The sequence below is a fragment of the Lachnoanaerobaculum sp. Marseille-Q4761 genome (assembly GCF_017565785.1).
Lineage (GTDB): Bacteria > Bacillota > Clostridia > Lachnospirales > Lachnospiraceae > Lachnoanaerobaculum.
Window position 1 is genome coordinate 1,285,287 of record NZ_JAGEKB010000001.1, and the last position, 18,533, is coordinate 1,303,819.

At 36.7% G+C, this 18,533-nt stretch carries 15 protein-coding genes and 1 pseudogene; 15 read left to right on the forward strand and 1 reads right to left on the reverse strand.

What is annotated here, in order from left to right; translation table 11 throughout:
- Nucleotides 1-9: 9 nt before the first annotated feature.
- Entirely contained in the window at nt 10-1,056 is a 1,047-nt protein-coding gene (locus J4O15_RS05945; RefSeq protein ID WP_243761965.1) for a BMP family protein, read from the forward strand.
- A gap of 14 nt (nt 1,057-1,070) precedes the next feature.
- Nucleotides 1,071-1,292: pseudogene (locus tag J4O15_RS05950) on the forward strand (nucleoside deaminase); the annotation flags it as partial.
- Between the two features lie 258 nt (nt 1,293-1,550).
- On the opposite strand, the gene J4O15_RS05955 reads toward J4O15_RS05950, so the two are convergent.
- Nucleotides 1,551-2,009 (reverse strand): CYTH domain-containing protein, encoded by a 459-nt coding sequence (locus J4O15_RS05955; protein WP_009220411.1) that lies wholly within the window; start codon nt 2,007-2,009, stop codon nt 1,551-1,553.
- A 379-nt stretch (nt 2,010-2,388) separates the two neighbouring features.
- Here J4O15_RS05955 and tig point away from each other — a divergent pair, with 379 nt between their 5' ends.
- The 13 genes from tig (at nt 2,389) to J4O15_RS06020 (ending at nt 18,483) form a co-directional block, all read left to right on the forward strand.
- Nucleotides 2,389-3,675, forward strand: coding sequence for a trigger factor (gene tig, locus J4O15_RS05960; RefSeq protein ID WP_009220412.1), 1,287 nt, complete (start codon nt 2,389-2,391; stop codon nt 3,673-3,675).
- 82 nt (nt 3,676-3,757) lie between these two features.
- Nucleotides 3,758-4,339, forward strand: a complete 582-nt coding sequence (gene clpP, locus J4O15_RS05965) for an ATP-dependent Clp endopeptidase proteolytic subunit ClpP (RefSeq protein WP_208100044.1) — start codon at nt 3,758-3,760, stop codon at nt 4,337-4,339.
- A gap of 9 nt (nt 4,340-4,348) precedes the next feature.
- Complete coding sequence (gene clpX / locus J4O15_RS05970) at nt 4,349-5,632, forward strand: ATP-dependent Clp protease ATP-binding subunit ClpX (RefSeq protein ID WP_009220414.1); 1,284 nt, start codon at nt 4,349-4,351, stop codon at nt 5,630-5,632.
- Nucleotides 5,633-5,685: 53 nt separating this feature from the next.
- Nucleotides 5,686-7,974 carry an endopeptidase La gene (lon, locus tag J4O15_RS05975; RefSeq protein ID WP_208100045.1) on the forward strand — a complete coding sequence of 763 codons (2,289 nt, stop codon included), beginning with the start codon at nt 5,686-5,688 and terminating at the stop codon, nt 7,972-7,974.
- Nucleotides 7,975-7,983: 9 nt separating this feature from the next.
- On the forward strand, nt 7,984-8,577 hold the full coding sequence (gene yihA / locus J4O15_RS05980) for a ribosome biogenesis GTP-binding protein YihA/YsxC (protein ID WP_009220416.1): 594 nt from the start codon (nt 7,984-7,986) through the stop codon (nt 8,575-8,577).
- A 10-nt stretch (nt 8,578-8,587) separates the two neighbouring features.
- Nucleotides 8,588-9,259 carry a response regulator transcription factor gene (locus tag J4O15_RS05985; RefSeq protein WP_208100046.1) on the forward strand — a complete coding sequence of 224 codons (672 nt, stop codon included), beginning with the start codon at nt 8,588-8,590 and terminating at the stop codon, nt 9,257-9,259.
- A 2-nt stretch (nt 9,260-9,261) separates the two neighbouring features.
- Complete coding sequence (locus tag J4O15_RS05990; protein ID WP_208100047.1) at nt 9,262-10,149, forward strand: sensor histidine kinase; 888 nt, start codon at nt 9,262-9,264, stop codon at nt 10,147-10,149.
- Between the two features lie 104 nt (nt 10,150-10,253).
- Complete coding sequence (locus tag J4O15_RS05995; RefSeq protein ID WP_208100048.1) at nt 10,254-11,012, forward strand: ABC transporter ATP-binding protein; 759 nt, start codon at nt 10,254-10,256, stop codon at nt 11,010-11,012.
- The gene (locus J4O15_RS06000; RefSeq protein WP_208100049.1) at nt 11,009-12,958 is read left to right on the forward strand and encodes an FtsX-like permease family protein; all 1,950 of its coding nucleotides are present in this window, start codon (nt 11,009-11,011) and stop codon (nt 12,956-12,958) included. The genes J4O15_RS05995 and J4O15_RS06000 overlap by 4 nt, the downstream gene beginning before the upstream one ends.
- 120 nt (nt 12,959-13,078) lie before the next feature.
- Complete coding sequence (locus J4O15_RS06005) at nt 13,079-14,377, forward strand: M18 family aminopeptidase (protein ID WP_208100050.1); 1,299 nt, start codon at nt 13,079-13,081, stop codon at nt 14,375-14,377.
- 3 nt (nt 14,378-14,380) lie between these two features.
- Nucleotides 14,381-15,634 carry an AI-2E family transporter gene (locus J4O15_RS06010; RefSeq protein WP_208100051.1) on the forward strand — a complete coding sequence of 418 codons (1,254 nt, stop codon included), beginning with the start codon at nt 14,381-14,383 and terminating at the stop codon, nt 15,632-15,634.
- A gap of 266 nt (nt 15,635-15,900) precedes the next feature.
- Nucleotides 15,901-17,523, forward strand: coding sequence for a malolactic enzyme (locus J4O15_RS06015; RefSeq protein WP_208100052.1), 1,623 nt, complete (start codon nt 15,901-15,903; stop codon nt 17,521-17,523).
- Nucleotides 17,524-17,538: 15 nt separating this feature from the next.
- On the forward strand, nt 17,539-18,483 hold the full coding sequence (locus J4O15_RS06020) for an AEC family transporter (RefSeq protein ID WP_208100053.1): 945 nt from the start codon (nt 17,539-17,541) through the stop codon (nt 18,481-18,483).
- Nucleotides 18,484-18,533: the final 50 nt, after the last annotated feature.

Sequence of the window (18,533 nt, forward strand, 5' to 3'; positions counted from 1 at the left end):
GATTTTATAATGAAGTTTAAAAAGGCGATATCAATGTTAATGGTGGCAGTTATGGTATTTGCTGTAAGTGCATGTGGAGGTGGAAAACCGGCTAAAAGTGAAGAGGACGGTAAAACTGTAGCAAATGGAAAGTACAAGGTAGCATTTATTTTAAATTGCAGTATCAATGATGGAGGTTGGGGAAGTGCATGCTATGGTGAACTGGTTTCAGCATGTGAAAAGAATGCGGATTGGTCCATGGAATATACGGATAACTTATCTCAGGACGGATATTATGATGCAATGGTGGCATACTGTAATGCAGGCTTTAATTTAATATATGCTCCGGGTGGAGAGTATACGGATGCCGTTTTACAGGTGGCTAATGAATATCCGGATATTGCATTTGCAATATTAAACGGTGATGCGGATGTACCTGAAAAGGCAACAAATAAAAATGTAAGCTCTCTTTTGCCTAATGCTAAACAAATAGGTTGGATTGCCGGAGCATTGGCAGGACTTATGTCAGATACCGGAACTATAGCTTTTATAGGAGGTATGGAGCTGACAACTACAGTTGCAAAATATGACGGCTATGCAGAAGCTGCAAAGTATGTTGCCGATAAAGAAGGGAAGAGTATAAATGTGTTGGATGCTGTTTATGCCAATTCCTTTGATGATTCATCCAAGGGAATAGAGTTTGCAAATGCAATGATGGAGCAAAATGCGGATGTATTCTTTGGAGATGCTTCAGCCGTGGATTCAGGAGCAAGACAGGCTATAGACAAGCATAATTCAGAAAAAGGCAAGGTAGAAGTATATGACATAGGACAGCCTGCCGACATACTCGGTCAAAATGAGTGTGTGATAGGTTCACAGATTACAGATAATTCCTCTCTCATTGAACTTAGTTTTAAGGCTGTTGAGCAAGGCAAATTTGGTGGTGAAGTTCTTTACGGTGATTTGCAAAACGGAGTATTATCAATAGGAAAACTTAGTGAATTGGTACCTCCAGATAAGCAGGATAAATATAATGATTATATTAAGCAGATGACAAATGATGAATTTATGAAATAATTGAAAGGAAAAATATGCCTTATCAAAAGCATGAATATTATTTACGAAGATGCATTGAAATTTCTCAAAACGCAAGAAATAACGGCAATACGCCTTTTGGTGCTATTTTGGTGGATGAATATGGCAAGATTCTTTTAGAGCAGGAAAATATAGAAATTACCGGAAAAATTTGCACCGGACATGCTGAAACTACTTTGGCTGAAAGAGCCTCACATTTGTACAGCAAGGAGTTTCTATAGAGATAAATACTTTATCGGTTGAGGAGGGCGGATTTTAACATGAGCTTCTTGGCAGCGAGGTAAGTGATAAAGGTATAGAAGATTTGGCTTTGAACTGTTCATATAATAAATCAAGAAGTATAGGATGCTTTAAGTCTTTGGATTATCAGGATATGTATAATATATATAATAATGCAAGATAAGATTTATGGCTGTCGCATTAATTATAAATATCGCTTTATAAGGCGGTTTTATTAAGGCGACAGCTATATATTTTTATATCCCATACCTTGATATATAAGAATTATGATATCTTTTATCTGAGGTTACATCCTCTCCAAACCAGGAAGGAGGGATAAATGACTTTGCTTCATCAATTGACTTAAACTCAACTTCAACCAAAGTTAAGCTTTCAAGCTCACCTTTAAATATGTCAAGTTCGGCTACGAGATCATTTTTTATAGGAATTTTGTAGCGGGTTTTTGAAATAATTATTCCGTCACATTTTTTAAGAAGATGATTAAATGACTCTTCATTCAGCGGCAGATTGTATTCGCTATGTGAGAGCAGACCGCTTCCCTTATAGGTAAGCACATAATCATCATTTTCCCGTCTTATTCTGACAACAGGAGCGGTGTTTAAATAGCCCTGAGTCATATCTGTCTTTTCAAAGTTGTTTAAATTATCAGGTATCTCTTTTACAAGAAACTTTCTCTCTATTTCTATATTTTCCATACTTCTCCTTTTGATTAACAGGTGTTTTTTTAATAAAATATAATAAAAGCTTTGAGGAATAGTTATATAGCTTTTACATACCTGAATTATAAGGGCATTTCTCTGTATTTTCCAGCTGCATTTATAGGTTTTATTTGGATGTAAATGGGATATTTTGCAGAATGCGTAAAATCCTGCAAAGTTTTAAGAAAGAGTTGTGATTAGGATTGTAAAACAAAAACTCTAAAGGGGATACCTGAACCGTAATGCAAATAATTCTAAAATATCCTAAAATATATTTTAAACTTTTTAATCACTGTTGTATGAGATTTATCTTTATGCTATAATGGTTAATTAGATATGCCTCTTTTGGGCATTTATGAAACAAGGAGAAACTTTAATGAGCGTAGAAGTACAAAAATTAGAAAAAAACATGGCAAAGCTTACAGTCACAGTAGAAGCTAAAGAATTTGATAAGGCTATAGCTGATTCCTTTAAGAAAAATAAAAATAGATTCAATGTTCCGGGATTTAGAAAGGGACATGTTACACAGGAAGTTTTTGAGAAGATGTACGGTTCGGACAACCTGATTCCAGATGCTATAGATTTTTCACTTGATGCTACATATCCGGGCGCTGCAAAAGAGTCAGGGCTTGAAATAGTTTCAAGACCGCAGATAAATATTAAGAATGCTAAAAAGGGTGAAGATTTTGTATACGAGGCTTTGATTGCTGTAAGACCTGAGGTTACTCTTGGAGAGTACAAGGGTATTGAGGTAGCTAAGGCTGATGAAGTTGTAAATGATGATGATATAGCAAGTGCATTAAAGAGCGAGCAGGAAAAGAACGCAAGACTTATTACTGTAGAGGGCAGACCTGTAGAAAAGGGTGACAATATTTCACTTGACTTTGAAGGAAGCATTGACGGAGTGCCTTTCAACGGCGGAAAGGGAGAGGACTATCCGCTTGTTATCGGTTCAGGTGCCTTTATTCCGGGATTTGAAGATCAGATTATCGGACATAATGCAGGCGAGGATTTTAATGTAAATATAACATTCCCTGAGAATTATCAGATGAAGGATCTTGCAGGTAAGGCAGCCGTATTTGCTTGTAAAGTAAAGGAAATCAGGAAAAAAGAGCTTCCTGAGCTTGATGATGATTTCGCAGGTGAGATCAGCGAGTTTGAGACAATGGCTGAGTACAAGGAAGATTTAAAGAAGCAGCTTGCAGAGGCTAAGGCTAAGAGAGCGGCTACAGAAAATGAGAATGCTATTGTAGATAAATTGATTGAGACTTCTACAATGGATATTCCCGATCCGATGATTGATGCACAGGTTGAAGGACTTGTAGCTGATTATGGCAGAAGAATGCAGTCTCAGGGCATATCACTTGATCAGTATCTTCAGATTACAGGTATGACAAGAGAGGATCTTAACAATCAGTTTAAGCCTCAGGCTTTAAAGCAGATTAAGACAAGACTTGTACTTGAAGAAGTGGCTAAGGCTGAAAACATTACAGCAACCGAGGCTGAGATAGAAGAAGAGTTACAGAAGATAGCAGATTCTTACAAAATGGAATTAGACAAGATCAAAGGATTCTTTGGAGAAAATGAGAGAAAGCAGATGTCTGAGGATCTTGCAGTTCAAAAAGCAATTGACTTTTTAGTGGAAAATGCTAAATTAGTATAATGTATAAAAATAAGTCAGCCAGGAGGCTGGCTTATTGGAGCATTAAAGGATTTAATAAATCAGACAGTCAGATAGGAGAATTATGAGTTTAGTACCTACAGTCATTGAGTCTACAAGCAGAGGAGAAAGAGCCTTTGATATATACTCAAGACTATTAAAGGATAGAATAATATTCTTAGGAGAAGAGGTAAATGATGTTACTGCAAGTCTTGTAGTGGCACAGATTCTTTTCCTTGAGTCGGAAGATCCTACAAAGGATATAAATCTTTATATAAACAGCCCGGGCGGAAGTGTTGTAGCCGGTATGGCTATATATGATACAATGCAGTATGTAAAATGTGATGTATCCACTATATGCATGGGTATGGCGGCAAGCATGGGAGCCTTCCTTCTTGCAGGCGGTACAAAGGGAAAAAGATATGCCCTTCCAAATGCGGAGATAATGATTCACCAGCCGTCAGGCGGTGCTCAAGGTCAGGCAAGCGATATAAAGATTGTTGCGGAACAGATTTTAAAGACAAAGCAAAAATTGAATAGAATACTGGCGGAAAATACAAATCAGCCAATAGAGGTTATAGAAAGAGATACTGAAAGAGATAATTATATGTCTGCGGAGGATGCCCTTTCTTATGGAATCATAGATAAGGTTATAGAACACCACTAAGGAGGTATTATGGCCAATAAGGACAAAATATGTTGTTCATTTTGTGGGAAAACATCTGATCAGGTGAGAAGACTTTTATCAGGTCCAAATGGAGTGTATATTTGTGATGAATGTATAGAATTATGTTCGGAAATACTTGAGGAGGAGCTTGAAGGGGTTTCAGACCACTATGATGTTTCAAATGATATAAATCTCTTAAAGCCGAAGGAAATAAAAAACTTTTTGGATGAGTATGTTATCGGACAGGATAGTGCAAAGAAAGTATTATCCGTAGCGGTATATAATCATTATAAGAGAATCAAGTCTAAAAAAAGTGCAGAGGTTGAGATCCAAAAGAGTAATATCTTGATGCTTGGACCTACAGGTTCGGGAAAAACATATTTGGCACAGACTCTTGCAAAGATTTTGAATGTTCCTTTCGCTATTGCGGATGCGACTACACTTACAGAAGCGGGATATGTAGGAGAGGATGTTGAAAATATTCTCTTAAAGCTTATTCAGGCTGCCGACGGTGATATAAACAGAGCCGAGTATGGTATAATTTATATAGATGAGATAGATAAGATTACAAAGAAGTCCGAGAATGTATCAATCACCAGAGATGTATCGGGTGAGGGTGTACAGCAGGCATTATTAAAGATACTGGAAGGCTCGATGGCATCGGTTCCGCCGCAGGGAGGCAGAAAGCATCCTCAGCAGGAACTTATCCATATAGACACCACCAATATATTGTTTATATGCGGCGGTGCTTTTGACGGACTTGAGAAGATTGTCGAGAACAGACTTTCAAAGGGAAGCATAGGATTTAATTCAGATGTAGTGGAGAAAAACTCAAAGTCTGTAGATGAATTATTTAAGATGGTACTTCCGGGTGATTTGACAAAGTTCGGTCTTATACCTGAGTTTATAGGTCGTGTGCCTGTGACGGTATCACTTGATATGCTTGATAAGGATGCGCTTGTACAGATAATGACAAAACCTAAGAATGCTATCACAAAGCAGTATCAAAAGCTGTTTGAGCTGGATGATGTTAAGCTTGAGTTTGATGAAAAGGCTGTTGAAGAGGTGGCAAATCTGGCATTGGAGAGAAAAATCGGTGCAAGAGGTTTAAGGTCAATACTTGAGGGTGTTATGACAGATATGATGTATGAGATACCTTCGGATCCGAATATCGGAATTTGCACTATCACAAAGGAAACAATAGACGGTGGGGAGCCGGATATTGTGTACAGAGATAAATCTGTAAGAAAAAAGAAGATAAAAGATACAAATGAAAACAGCGAAAGTGCTTAAGAATTTTACCCTCGGTTCCCCGGGGGTAAAAAAATATAAAAAATAGGAAAAAGATGGATAGATTAAAGGTTGTAATAGTCAGAGGACAGATAATTTTTCCGGGAGAGGTAATCGGATTTTCATCCATTGAATCGGATAAAATCAAGATGCAGCTGGAAGCCTTTGACAATGATGAAGAACTGTTTTTAACAAGATATAAATCAGATAATGAAGATGAAACAGATTTTCCGGAAATAGAGACAAATGGTGTCATTATAAAAGTAGAAACTGTAAAAAACAAGGACAATGGTGCTACCGAAATAATGGCAAAGGCATTAAGAAGAGCAAAACTGAAAACATTGTACCCAAAAAGTCCATATGATATGGAGGGTGATGTAGAAGAATATATAAAGTCCAAAGAGGGCTTTGATACAATGTTTAACAGTATTCAAACCGCCATGCGGCAATATGGTGAGGTGAATACGAAGTTTAGAAAAAACTTCCTTGAGGATCTTCTTGCAGAGGACAATTTACCGGATTTATTGGACGGATTAAGGCTGGCATTGCCGCTTGATTATACAAACAGAATTGCAGTCAATGATGCAAATACCCCTATAGATGAAGCAAAGATTCTTATGAGTATTATGGCTGAGGCGGTAAACAGAAAGCTTATAGCCGATACCATAAAGGTAGAAGTGGATAAGGACATTTCAAAAAATCAAAGGGATTATATTCTTAGAGAACATCTAAAGGTAATTCAAAATGAAATGGCAAAAAACAGCGGTTATGAAACCGTATCTGATGAATATGAAGAAAAACTGGCTAAATTAAAGCTGGCTGATGAATATAAAGAAAAACTAAAAAAAGATATTTCCAGATTAAATAATGCCGGAAGCAACGGGGCTGAGGGTAATGTGCTGAGAACATATCTTGACACTGTTTTTGAAATGCCTTTTGAGGTATATAGTGAGGACTTTAATGATATACTCCGTGCCAAAAAAGTATTGGATGAGGATCACTATGGCTTGGAAAAGGTAAAGGACAGAATTTTGGAATATCTGTCGGTTAGGATATTAAATCCTATAGGGAATTCTCCGATATTATGTCTGGTGGGACCGCCGGGAACCGGTAAGACCTCTATTGCCAAGAGTGTTGCAAAGGCGCTTGGAAGAAAATATGTGAGAATAAGTCTTGGCGGAGTAGGGGATGAAGCGGAGATAAGGGGGCATAGAAGAACCTATGTAGGTGCTATGCCGGGAAGAATAGTGGAGGCTATAAAGAATGCCAAAGTTTCAAATCCTCTTCTTTTGCTGGATGAGATAGATAAGAGCTCAAGAGATTATAAGGGAGATGTATCATCGGCGCTTTTGGAGGTGCTTGACGGCGAGCAGAATAAGACTTTCAGAGACAGATATCTGGAGATACCTTTGGATTTGTCAAAGGTGTTGTTTATAGCTACCGCAAATACTCTTGATACCATCCCAAGACCGCTGCTTGACAGAATGGATATTATAGAAATCAGTTCCTATACCGAAAATGAAAAATATCATATAGCAAAGAAGTATTTAATACCTAAGGAAGTGGAGGCAAACGGACTTAGGGATATAGAAATAAGCTTTAGTGATAAGGCTATAAAAAAGGTAATCCACAATTATACAAGGGAAGCGGGAGTCAGAAATCTTTCAAGAAGAATAGGAGATATTTGCAGAAAATGTGCCAGAGAATCTCTTGAGGGAAAAAAGAAATTTAAAATCACTGAAAAGAGTGTTTATAAATATCTCGGAAAAGAAAAAGTGAGATTTGATGAGATAGAAAAAGAACCTCAGGTAGGAGTGGTTACGGGGCTTGCATGGACCAGTGTGGGCGGAGATACTTTAAGCATTGAAGTAAATATAATGCCGGGAAAGGGTGTACTTACATTAACCGGAAATATGGGTGATGTAATGAAGGAGAGTGCCGGAATCGCAAAGAGCCTTGTAAGAAGTATGGCTGAGGAGTATTCTATAGCTGAGGGATTTTTTGAAAAGCATGATATACATTTGCATATTCCGGAGGGTGCAGTACCTAAGGACGGTCCAAGTGCAGGTGTTACAATGACCACAGCCCTTATATCGGCTATTACCGAAAGGAAGGTCAGAGCTGATGTGGCAATGACCGGAGAGATAACCCTCAGGGGCAAAGTTTTAGCTATAGGCGGGCTTAAGGAAAAACTTTTGGCTGCAAAACTTGCCGGAGTAAAGACTGTATGTGTACCTAAGGAAAATGAGGCGGATATTGCGGAGCTTTCCGGTGAGATTACCGGCGGACTTGAGATAGTATATGTTAGGGATATAAAGGAAGTCCTAAGTACTGCACTGATATAAGAGGTATTTATGATAATAAAAAAAGCTGAGCTTGAAACTGTATGCGGTATAACCAGCAAATTTCCGGATAATAAAGAGCCGGAAATAGTATTTGCGGGGAAGTCAAATGTAGGGAAATCTTCGCTTATAAATGCATTGATGAATAGAAAATCATTGGCAAGAACATCCGGTAAGCCGGGAAAAACACAGACAATAAATTATTATAAGGTAAATGATGATTTGTATTTTGTAGATTTGCCGGGATACGGATATGCCAATGCCAATCTTGCAACAAAAGAGAAATGGGGCAAGATGATAGAGAGGTATCTGCATACCTCAAAACAAATCAAATGCATATTTTTACTTATTGATATAAGACATGAACCGGGTAAAAATGATAAGCAGATGTATGACTGGATTGTATATAACGGTTACAGTCCGGTAATCATAGCAACAAAGCTTGATAAACTTAAAAGAAGTCAGATAGCCAAATGTGTAAAGGCTGTGAGAGAAGGGCTTGGCTTGCCGAAAGAAGGTGTGCTTATACCCTTCTCCTCAGAGACGAAGCAGGGCAGGGAAGAAGTATATGAGTTTATAGAAAATCTTTTGTTAAAGCAGGCTTAGTGGGATTTTTATGAAAATATTTATTGTAGAAGATGATGAGAATATAGTGGAACTGCTCAGTGATGAACTTAGGCAGTGGGGATATGAAACAAAATCGGTAAGGGATTTTAATGATGTTGCAAATGAGATATTTCAGTATAATCCGAATCTTGTGCTGATGGATATTACTCTGCCATATTATAACGGATTTTACTGGACACAGAAAATCAGACAAAATTCGAATGTGCCTATTATTTTCATCTCTTCTCACAATAATCAGGTAGACATGGTATCCGCCATGCAATTCGGTGCGGATGATTATATTACAAAACCTATTGATATAAATCTTACAAGAGTAAAGATACAGGCAATACTAAGAAGAACTTATGAATATACCATGCCTGTTGATAAGCCTGTATTTGAAGGTATAAGCCTTGATATATCAAAGGCGAAACTTTTGGCTGAGGGATTTTGTATAGACCTTACAAAGACGGAACTTCTTATATTGGAGTATTTATTTAATATGAGAGGTAGGATTGCAAAAAGAGAGGATATTATGAATCATTGCTGGCAAGGTGATGATTTTATTGATGACAATACTTTGGCAGTAAATATTACCAGACTTAGAAAAAAATTAAGCGGTGTAGGATATAAGGAATTTATACAGACGAAAAAAGGTATGGGATATTACCTTCAGAGGTAGATATGAATAAATTATGGTCTTTTTTAAAAAGTGAATATCGTGTTTTTATTACCCTTCTATTTGTATGTTCTGTATTTGGAGGGGTATTTTTGTTTGCCGGTTTAAATATGGAATATTTTGTTTTAGGGCTTGAAATTATATTATTTGCCCTGTTTATTTTTCTTGTTATGGAATGGTTTTCCTATGTAAAAAAAGAGGATATGGCAAAAAGAATAGAGGAGCTGGAAATCGAAAATAAAGCATTGCAAAGCAAGATAATAGATGAAAGAAAAGATTTGGAAGAGTATTTTCTGCTTTGGATACATCAGATAAAAACACCTATTACAGTTTGTAATCTTATTTTGGGCAAGCCTGATGCGGACCACAGATTGAGAGAACAGATGATTTATATAGAGGAATATACAAATATGGCTATGAATTATTTAAAATTGCTGGAAAGAACCTCGGATATGGACATTTATGAGGTGGATTTGGATATCATAATCAGCAGTATAGTAAAAAAATATTCTCTTATATTTATCGAAAAGAAAATATTACTTGACTATACTCCTACAAATGCAAAGGTAATAAGTGATGCCAAGTGGCTTTCCATAATGCTTGAACAGATTATTTCAAATGCATTAAAATACACAAAATCAGGAAAAATAAGTATAAATTTTGATAATGAGCTTTTAAAACTGAGTATTAAGGATACGGGAATAGGCATTCCCTCAAAGGATATAAAGAAAATATTTGACAGAGGATATTCGGGTTTTAACGGCAGAGTAAATGAAAAGTCCAGCGGGCTTGGGCTTTATATGGTGGGAAGAATTGCTCAGATTCTAAATATTAAAATAGAGGTGTATTCCAAATTAAATATAGGAAGTGAGTTTAACTTTATATTCAAATAGCTTTTAATCTTACAAAACTGTAAGGAAAAAGGCGGGATTGTCATATTAGATAAATGCAGGAAGTTTAAAGAGAATGTAGAATACAGTATATAAAGGAGGTAGAAATGACAATCTTAGAATGTAAAAATATTAAAAAGGTATATAAGACAAAGAAAATTATAACAGAGGCATTAAACGGAGTGGACTTTTCTGTAGAAAAGGGAGAGTTTATTTCTATAATGGGAGAATCCGGAGCGGGTAAGACCACTCTTTTAAACATTATAGCAACGCTTGACAGAGCAACTTCGGGTACATTAAAGCTAAACGGCAAGGATGTGGGTACATTAAAAAACAGTGAGATATCGGCATTTAGGAGAAAAGAATTAGGCTTTGTATTTCAGGATTTTAATCTTTTGGACCAGTTTAATAATAAAGAAAATATCTATCTGCCATTGGTACTTTCCGATGAAAAATTGGAACTGATGGAAGAGAGATTGATTGAAATCAAAGATATAATGGGAATCGAGGAGATTTTAGACAAATATCCTTATGAAATATCAGGAGGACAAAAACAAAGGATTGCTATTGCCAGAGCTGTTATTACAAAGCCGGCACTTTTGTTGGCGGATGAGCCTACAGGAGCGTTGGATTCGACATCCTCAGAGATGATTTTAAATCTGTTTCGTCAGATAAATGAACATGGACAGACCGTACTGCTTGTAACTCATTCTCTAAGAGCCGCATCCTATGCAAAGAGAGTATTATTTATCAAAGACGGAATAGTATTTCATGAGATTTACCGAGGAGAGAATGAGGCACAGGGCGATTTTATGGAAAGAATCAGTCAGTCGGAGTTTATGCTTAGTAGAGGTAAAAGATTATGAGTTTTTCTATGGCAAAAAAATTTGTAAAACAAAATCTGTTGGCAAACAGATTGCTTGAGATACCATTTGTTTTATCATCCGGAATAATGCTGATGCTCTTTAATATAATGACAAGCCTGTTAAAAAATGACTACGTATTAAACAGACATGATTCGTTACCGGATATAATACTGATAGGAGTATTTATATTGGCTGTTTTCAGCTTTATTTTTGTACAATATGCTACAAATTTTCAGTTAAAAAGGCGAAATAAGGAGTTTGCATTATATGCTGTTTTGGGACTTGAGAAAAAACATATAGGCAAAATTATAAGCATTGAATTTTTTGTATTATTTGGAATAGTATGGATAATAAGCATTATAGGCGGATATATTTTCGGACAATTAAGCTTTCTTTTTTTGAATTTTTTAATGAGGGATGTGGCAGGCAGACTTATGGATTATCCATTCAGTATGCACGCCCTTTTAAATACCACTATTCTTGTGACAGTACTTTATATTGTTACTGTAATCAAAACCGGGCTCAGAATCTATGTATCCACACCGGTGGAATTGCTTGAAAAGGGGCATAGAGGAGAGTGTGAGCAAAAGTCGGAAAATTATATAATGATAGCCGGATTTGTATTGTTATTTATAGGCTATGGGATTGCATTATTTGTAGAAGGTCTGCTTTCATCTATGATGTATTTTTTTATAGCGGTTATGGCTACTATCGGAGCCACCTATTTACTATATGTGACCTTTTCAGCATTTGTTCTAAAACTTCAAAAGAAGAGCAAAAGCTTTTATACGCCAAAGAAGTTTTTAAGTATAAGCGGGCTTTTGTACAGAATGAGAGGAAATGCGATTTCACTTGCAAGTATAACTGTTTTATGTACCGGAGTTATTCTAAGTATTGCCACAACAGTGACTATCTACAGTAATATATGGAGACTTGGAAACAGTATTATGCCGAGGGAATACCATATAGAAGTGGCACATTTTGAAAAAGATATCAAAGAGATGCGGGATATATTAATGAAAAGGGTGGAATCAACCGTTTCAAGTCCCGATATGATAAAGAATGTTCTTACTGCTTTCAATATAAATAGTGTTGCAATAAAAGAGGGTGATAGGTTGATGGCATACAAAGAAGGAGTAAAAAGTGAGCCGAAATTTGTAATAGGAATGGATTTGGCGGGGTATAATGAGAGAACAAAACAGAATATAGAATTGGAGGAGAATGAGCTTTTACTTTGTGAGAGCAGGAAAAGCAAAGAGGATATAAAAAATCTTATTATAGGAGATAAAACTTTTAAGATTAAAAGAATAGAAAATTTTGTTTCTCCTGAATATGTGGCACTTGATGCCTATGGTATTGTGGCTAAGGATGCAGCTACACTTAAATATATCAATGAAATACTGGGCGGACCTGAAATATCATGCTCTGTCGACTGGGATGTGGAAGGTGTTTTAAAGGAAGAGTATGAAAGGGAAATAGAAGTCCTAAGTAAACAATATGTTAATTTCAACTTTTTTTATCTAAGAAGCAGAACAAAGGAGATAAGAGAAAGCTATAGGTTTAACGGCGGCTTTTTATTCCTTGGGGTATTGATAGGTATAATCTTTTTAACCGGTGCCATACTCATCACATATTATAAGCAAATAAGTGAAGGATATGAGGACAGGGAAAAGTATCAGATTATGAAAAAACTTGGGCTTTCGGATAATCTGATAAGGAAAACCACTGCTTCTCAAATAGGCTGGATGTTTTATGCACCGCTTATTGTAGCGGCAATTCATTGCATTGTGGCATCAAAGATTATATTCAGGCTTTTAAGGCTTTTCGGTGTAGGTGATGCTTCATTGTATATGCTTTGTTTGTTTATAGTGATAGCTGTATTTGCAGCCGTATATTTTATTATATTCGGGCTTACCTCAAGAGTATATACAAAGATAGTTGAATAAAGTTAAAGTCTATTAAATATATAAATATAAGAACTGTAATAAATTTCCCTGATACACTAAAGGTTTTATATGGTATAATTGTTGGGATTATATATTGATTATATTATAGAAAGAGGCTGTATGGGGATTTTAAAGGGTTTGATGGATTTTCTGGATTCATCGGTTACAATGTTTCATGCAATAAATGAATGTGAAAAGATTTTGCAAAATTCGGGTTTTACATATTTACCTGAAAATGAAAAGTGGAATATTAAGGCAGGAAAGTATTATACAAAGAGAAATTCATCAAGCCTTATTGCTTTTGATATAGCAGATGGAGATTATCATTTTCAAATAAGTGCCGCCCATTCGGATTCGCCTACATTTAAGTTAAAGGATAAGCCGGTAATAGAATTAAACGGCTATTTGAAACTAAATGTGGAGGGCTATGGCGGTATGATTAATGCCACTTGGCTTGATAAGCCTTTGACCATTGCCGGAAGGGTGATGGTCAGTGCCGATAACGGTATTAAAGCAAGGCTTATTCATATAGACAGGGACCTTCTTATTATCCCTAATGTACCCATACATTTTAATAGAGAAATTAACAAGGGATTTGCTTTTAACAATCAGATAGATATGCTTCCGATATTCAGTGCCGGAAATCTTAAAGAGGATGATTTTAATAAAATACCGGCAAAGGAACTGGGGGTATCACCTGATGCAATACTTGCAAAGGATTTATATCTTGTAAACAGACAAAAAGCCTCAGTTATAGGATTTGACAATGAGTTTATATCAAGCGGAAGACTGGATGATCTTGAATGTGTATATACCTCGCTTATAGGTTTTATAGAGGCAAAAAACAACAATCATATCAATGTATTTGCCGTTTTTGATAACGAAGAGGTGGGTTCGGTGACAAAGCAGGGAGCAATGTCTACCTTCCTTTCAAGCACATTGGACAGAATAAATCTGTCACTTGGAAAATCAAGGGAAGACTATTACAGAGCTGTTGCAAAGAGTATGCTTATAAGCTGTGACAATGCACATGCCATTCATCCGAATCATCCGGAGCTTTTTGATATAAAGAACAGACCGGTTTTAAATAAAGGAATAGCGATTAAGGAAAGTGCAAATCAAAAATACACTACAGATGCTTTCAGCAGAGCGATACTGAAAAGCATTTTGGATAAAAGAGATATTCCATATCAGACCTTTGCAAACAGAAGCGATATAGCAGGCGGTTCCACTCTCGGTAATCTTTCCAATACTGTGGTAAGTATGAATGCGGTGGATATAGGTTTGCCGCAGTTGGCAATGCACTCATCATATGAGACGGCAGGTACAAAGGATGTAGAGTTTGCAGTCTGTGCATTAAAGGCATTTTTTGAGACAAATATTGACATAAGAGATGACGGGGTATCTTTAGAGGATTAAAAGATGGAAGATAGAAGAAATGAGGAAGATAAAAACAGTATATATTTTAAATGGGGTTTGACAGCGGTTTCGGTTATTATAATAGCCTTAGTTATATCTTTGATTTTTAACAGATTGGGATATATTGCCATGGCTGTCAGAACTGTAATATCTACTGTTTCATCAGTGCTTTACGGTGTGGTAATGGCATTTTTGATGGCACCCGTATATGATAAGATAACGGTATGGGTGAGTGAGATACTCTCATCATTATTTCCAAAATGGAAAAAGTCCGGTAAATATGCCAAAATGATAGCAACTCTTGCATGCCTTGTTATTTTGATACTGGTGGTATTCACATTAATAATGATGATTATACCTGAACTTGCAAACAGTATAACAAATGTTATAAGCTATGCACCTTCAGGCATGGAAAATCTTGAAAATTGGCTAAAGGATATTCTGAATAAAAATCCTGATTTAGAAAGGCTTATAATAGGGAATTATCTGGATATCAGTGAGAGATTAAGTGATTTTGCAACTACCAATGTTTTGCCGAATGTAAATACCTATGTTAAGAATCTGTCAAGCGGTGTACTAAATGCTTTGGGTGTAATAGTAAATATTATAATCGGCATGATGGTAATGATGTATTTGCTGAATATGAAGACCACATTGGTATCTCAGGCAAAAAAAATAGTTTATGCTGTTGCAGGAGTGAGGGTGGGAAATGAAATAGTTACAGAGGCGAGATATATAAAGAATATGTTTGAGAAGTTTATTGTGGGCAAGATAATAGATTCCATAATAATCGGACTTATAAACTATATCTTTATGGCTGTAATACATATGCCCTATGCCCTGCTTATAAGTGTGGTGGTGGGAGTAACAAATGTTATACCTTTTTTCGGACCTTTTATAGGTGCGGTACCGAGTATAGTATTACTGCTTCTTATTTCACCGATTATGGCATTACAATTTGCAATCTGGATCTTGGTATTGCAGCAGGTTGACGGAAATATTATAGGACCGAAGATTTTAGGTCAGACTACAGGACTTCCAAGCTTTTGGGTACTGTTTTCGATACTTTTATTCGGAGGACTTTTCGGCATTGTAGGAATGATAATAGCAGTGCCTACCTGGGCAATAATTTACAGAACTATAGGCAGACTCGCAGAGCATTTCTTAAGGAAAAAGGGGCTGGAGCCTGACAGTAAGAACTATATGGATCTTGATTATATAGATGAAGAGACAAGGAAATATGTAAAGATGGAATGATTTATATGTGACTGTTGGGAAACAAGGACTTTTAATACCTACAGAGCAAAATAGAAATATCCTGACAAATCTAGGGAGTTTTAGCCTTATGACTTTGTCGGGATATTTTGTTTTTCTATAATATTGTTTATCCGGATGTATAAAATGGAGTGTTATCATTTAAAATATAGCATTTAAAATATATAACATTGTATTTGATACAAGGTATTTATATTTAATGTATAATTGTGTTATAATGAATTCACAAAATTAAAGGAGGTTGCATTATGAATGCACATGATATTTTGAATAACCCTTTTTTAAATAAGGGAACTGCCTTTACACTTGAAGAGCGTAAAGACCTTGGATTAGTGGGAGTTTTGCCACCTTATGTGCAAACTTTGGAAGAGCAAGCGGCGCAAACTTATGCTCATTTTTCTAAAAAAGCAACAAACTTGGAAAAGCGTTTGTTCTTGATGGAAATATTCAATACTAATCGCACCTTGTTTTACTATCTTTTTAGCCAACACATTGCTGAGTTCAATCCGATTGTTTATGATCCAACGGTTGCAACTACGATTGAAAATTACAGCGATTTATTTGTTGATACGCAATATGCAGGCTATTTAGACATTAACCACCCTGAAAATATAGAAGCTACCCTTAAGAATGCGGCCGGAGACCGTAATATTAGACTTATTGTTGTGACAGATGCAGAAGCAATTTTAGGTATTGGTGACTGGGGAACCAATGGTGTGGATATTTCAGTTGGAAAGCTTATGGTTTACACAGGAGCGGCCGGTATTGACCCTGCAACTGTTTTACCTTTGGTAATTGATGCCGGAACTAACCGTAAAGAATTGCTGGAAAATCCTAACTATCTTGGGAACCGCCATGAACGTGTACGTGGAGACCGTTATTATGATTTTATTGATCAGTTTGTACAAACAGCTGAACGACTTTTCCCTAAGCTCTACTTACACTGGGAAGATTTCGGTCGTCTAAATGCTGCCAATATTCTCAACAAGTACAAGGATAAAATTCCTACGTTCAATGATGATATCCAAGGAACAGGTATTGTCACACTGGGTGGTATTTACGGATCATTGGATATTAGTGGTGAAAAATTAACAGACCAAATCTATCTTTGCTTTGGCGGTGGAACAGCAGGTGCAGGAATTGCATCACGTGTTCTCAGTGAGATGGTCACAGAAGGACTCTCAGAAGAAGGGGCTTACAAACGTTTCTTTATGGTAGATAAACAAGGTCTTCTTTTTGATGATATGGATGATTTGACACCTGAGCAACGTCCATTTGCAAAGAAGCGTTCTGACTTTGCTAATGCTGATAAGTTAACAGACTTGCTTGAAGTTGTAAAGACGGTTAAACCGACAATCTTGGTAGGAACATCAACACAACCTAATACCTTTACAAAAGAGGTTGTTGAGGCTATGTGTCAAAACACTGAGCGTCCAATTATTTTCCCGCTGAGTAATCCAACTGAGCTGGCAGAAGCAAGTGCTAAAGACTTGATTGAGTGGTCTGATGGAAAGGCTTTTGTAGCGACAGGAATACCTTCCGACAATGTGGATTATAAAGGGGTATCTTATCAGATTGGTCAGGCTAATAATGCTCTTATCTATCCCGGTCTGGGACTTGGAATGCTTGCTTCAGAAGCTAAGCTCTTGACGGATGAAATGATTGGTGCAGCTGCACATTCATTGAGCGGTATAGTTGATTCCGGTAAACCGGGTGCACCTGTCTTGCCGCCATTTGCTTATGTGGCAGAAGTTTCAAGTAAAGTAGCGGAAGCGGTTGCTAAAAAAGCTCAAGAGCAGGGATTGGCACAAAGTAAAGAAACCGATATGACTAAAGCTGTTAGTGAACTTAAGTGGTATCCAAAGTATTAGGAAGTGGAATAGACTATGATTTTTTTAACGTCTATTGAGAGTATTATTCCCATTATTGTCCTTATAATTCTGGGCTATTTCTTGCAGATACGAGGATGGTTTGATGATAGTTTTGGCGGTAATTTATCTAAGCTGATTATGAATGTCGCAATGCCTGTTTCCATCTTTGTGTCTGTTTTGAAATACCTGACTTTGGATAAGTTGATTAGTCTGTCCGGCGGTCTGATTTATACCTTTGGTGCTTGTATTTTTGGCTATGTCTTTGCATTTGTGGCTGTAAAAATATTTAATGTTCGCCCCGGGCGTCGTGGTACGATGATTAATACCTTTGTCAATGCTAATACCATTTTCATTGGTTTACCTTTAAATATTGCTCTTTTCGGTGATGAGGCACTGCCTTATTTCCTCATCTACTATATCACCAATACGGTCTCTACATGGACTTTAGGTGTTTACCTGATGACAACAGACAGTAAGTCAGGGAAAAGTAAGCAAGTAGCTAAATTTAATTGGAAGAAACTCTTCCCTGCTCCACTTGTTGGTTTCCTTGTTGCTTTGGTCTTCTTAATCTTGCGAATTTCAGTACCAAGTTTTGCAACAAACACCTTGACTTACATCGGGAATATAGTGACGCCTTTGTCTCTGCTATATATTGGAATCGTCTTAGCCAAGGCGGGATTGAAGACTATCCGTTTTGACACCGATACCATTGTCACATTGGTAGGACGCTTTATTTTGGCACCTGCTACAATGTACCTTATATTAAAATTTGCAGCCTCCGGTATGGAGACAAAAGAATTTAATACATTTGTAGTACAATCGGCAGCTCCGGCCTTAGCCGTCCTCCCAATTTTAGCTAACCAGGGAGATGGAGATGTGGAATTTTCTACAAATGTTGTGACATTGAGTACTATACTCTTTATAATTGTCGTTCCGATTGTTGTTGCCTTATTGAGTTAGTATTTTAAATATAACTAGTGGTTATCGGTAAATAGATAACTTAAACTTAG

Bases quoted from the DNA above. Each gene is read 5' to 3' on its own strand.
- J4O15_RS05945 (WP_243761965.1), top strand. From the start codon at position 10: ATGAAGTTTAAAAAGGCGATATCAATGTTAATGGTGGCAGTTATGGTA.
- J4O15_RS05990 (WP_208100047.1), top strand. From the start codon at position 9,262: ATGAATAAATTATGGTCTTTTTTAAAAAGTGAATATCGTGTTTTTATT.
- J4O15_RS06010 (WP_208100051.1), top strand. From the start codon at position 14,381: ATGGAAGATAGAAGAAATGAGGAAGATAAAAACAGTATATATTTTAAA.
- lon (WP_208100045.1), top strand. From the start codon at position 5,686: ATGGATAGATTAAAGGTTGTAATAGTCAGAGGACAGATAATTTTTCCG.
- J4O15_RS05955 (WP_009220411.1), bottom strand. From the start codon at position 2,009: ATGGAAAATATAGAAATAGAGAGAAAGTTTCTTGTAAAAGAGATACCT.
- clpX (WP_009220414.1), top strand. From the start codon at position 4,349: ATGGCCAATAAGGACAAAATATGTTGTTCATTTTGTGGGAAAACATCT.
- J4O15_RS06015 (WP_208100052.1), top strand. From the start codon at position 15,901: ATGAATGCACATGATATTTTGAATAACCCTTTTTTAAATAAGGGAACT.
- J4O15_RS06005 (WP_208100050.1), top strand. From the start codon at position 13,079: ATGGGGATTTTAAAGGGTTTGATGGATTTTCTGGATTCATCGGTTACA.
- clpP (WP_208100044.1), top strand. From the start codon at position 3,758: ATGAGTTTAGTACCTACAGTCATTGAGTCTACAAGCAGAGGAGAAAGA.
- J4O15_RS05995 (WP_208100048.1), top strand. From the start codon at position 10,254: ATGACAATCTTAGAATGTAAAAATATTAAAAAGGTATATAAGACAAAG.
- J4O15_RS05985 (WP_208100046.1), top strand. From the start codon at position 8,588: ATGAAAATATTTATTGTAGAAGATGATGAGAATATAGTGGAACTGCTC.
- yihA (WP_009220416.1), top strand. From the start codon at position 7,984: ATGATAATAAAAAAAGCTGAGCTTGAAACTGTATGCGGTATAACCAGC.
- J4O15_RS06020 (WP_208100053.1), top strand. From the start codon at position 17,539: ATGATTTTTTTAACGTCTATTGAGAGTATTATTCCCATTATTGTCCTT.
- tig (WP_009220412.1), top strand. From the start codon at position 2,389: ATGAGCGTAGAAGTACAAAAATTAGAAAAAAACATGGCAAAGCTTACA.
- J4O15_RS06000 (WP_208100049.1), top strand. From the start codon at position 11,009: ATGAGTTTTTCTATGGCAAAAAAATTTGTAAAACAAAATCTGTTGGCA.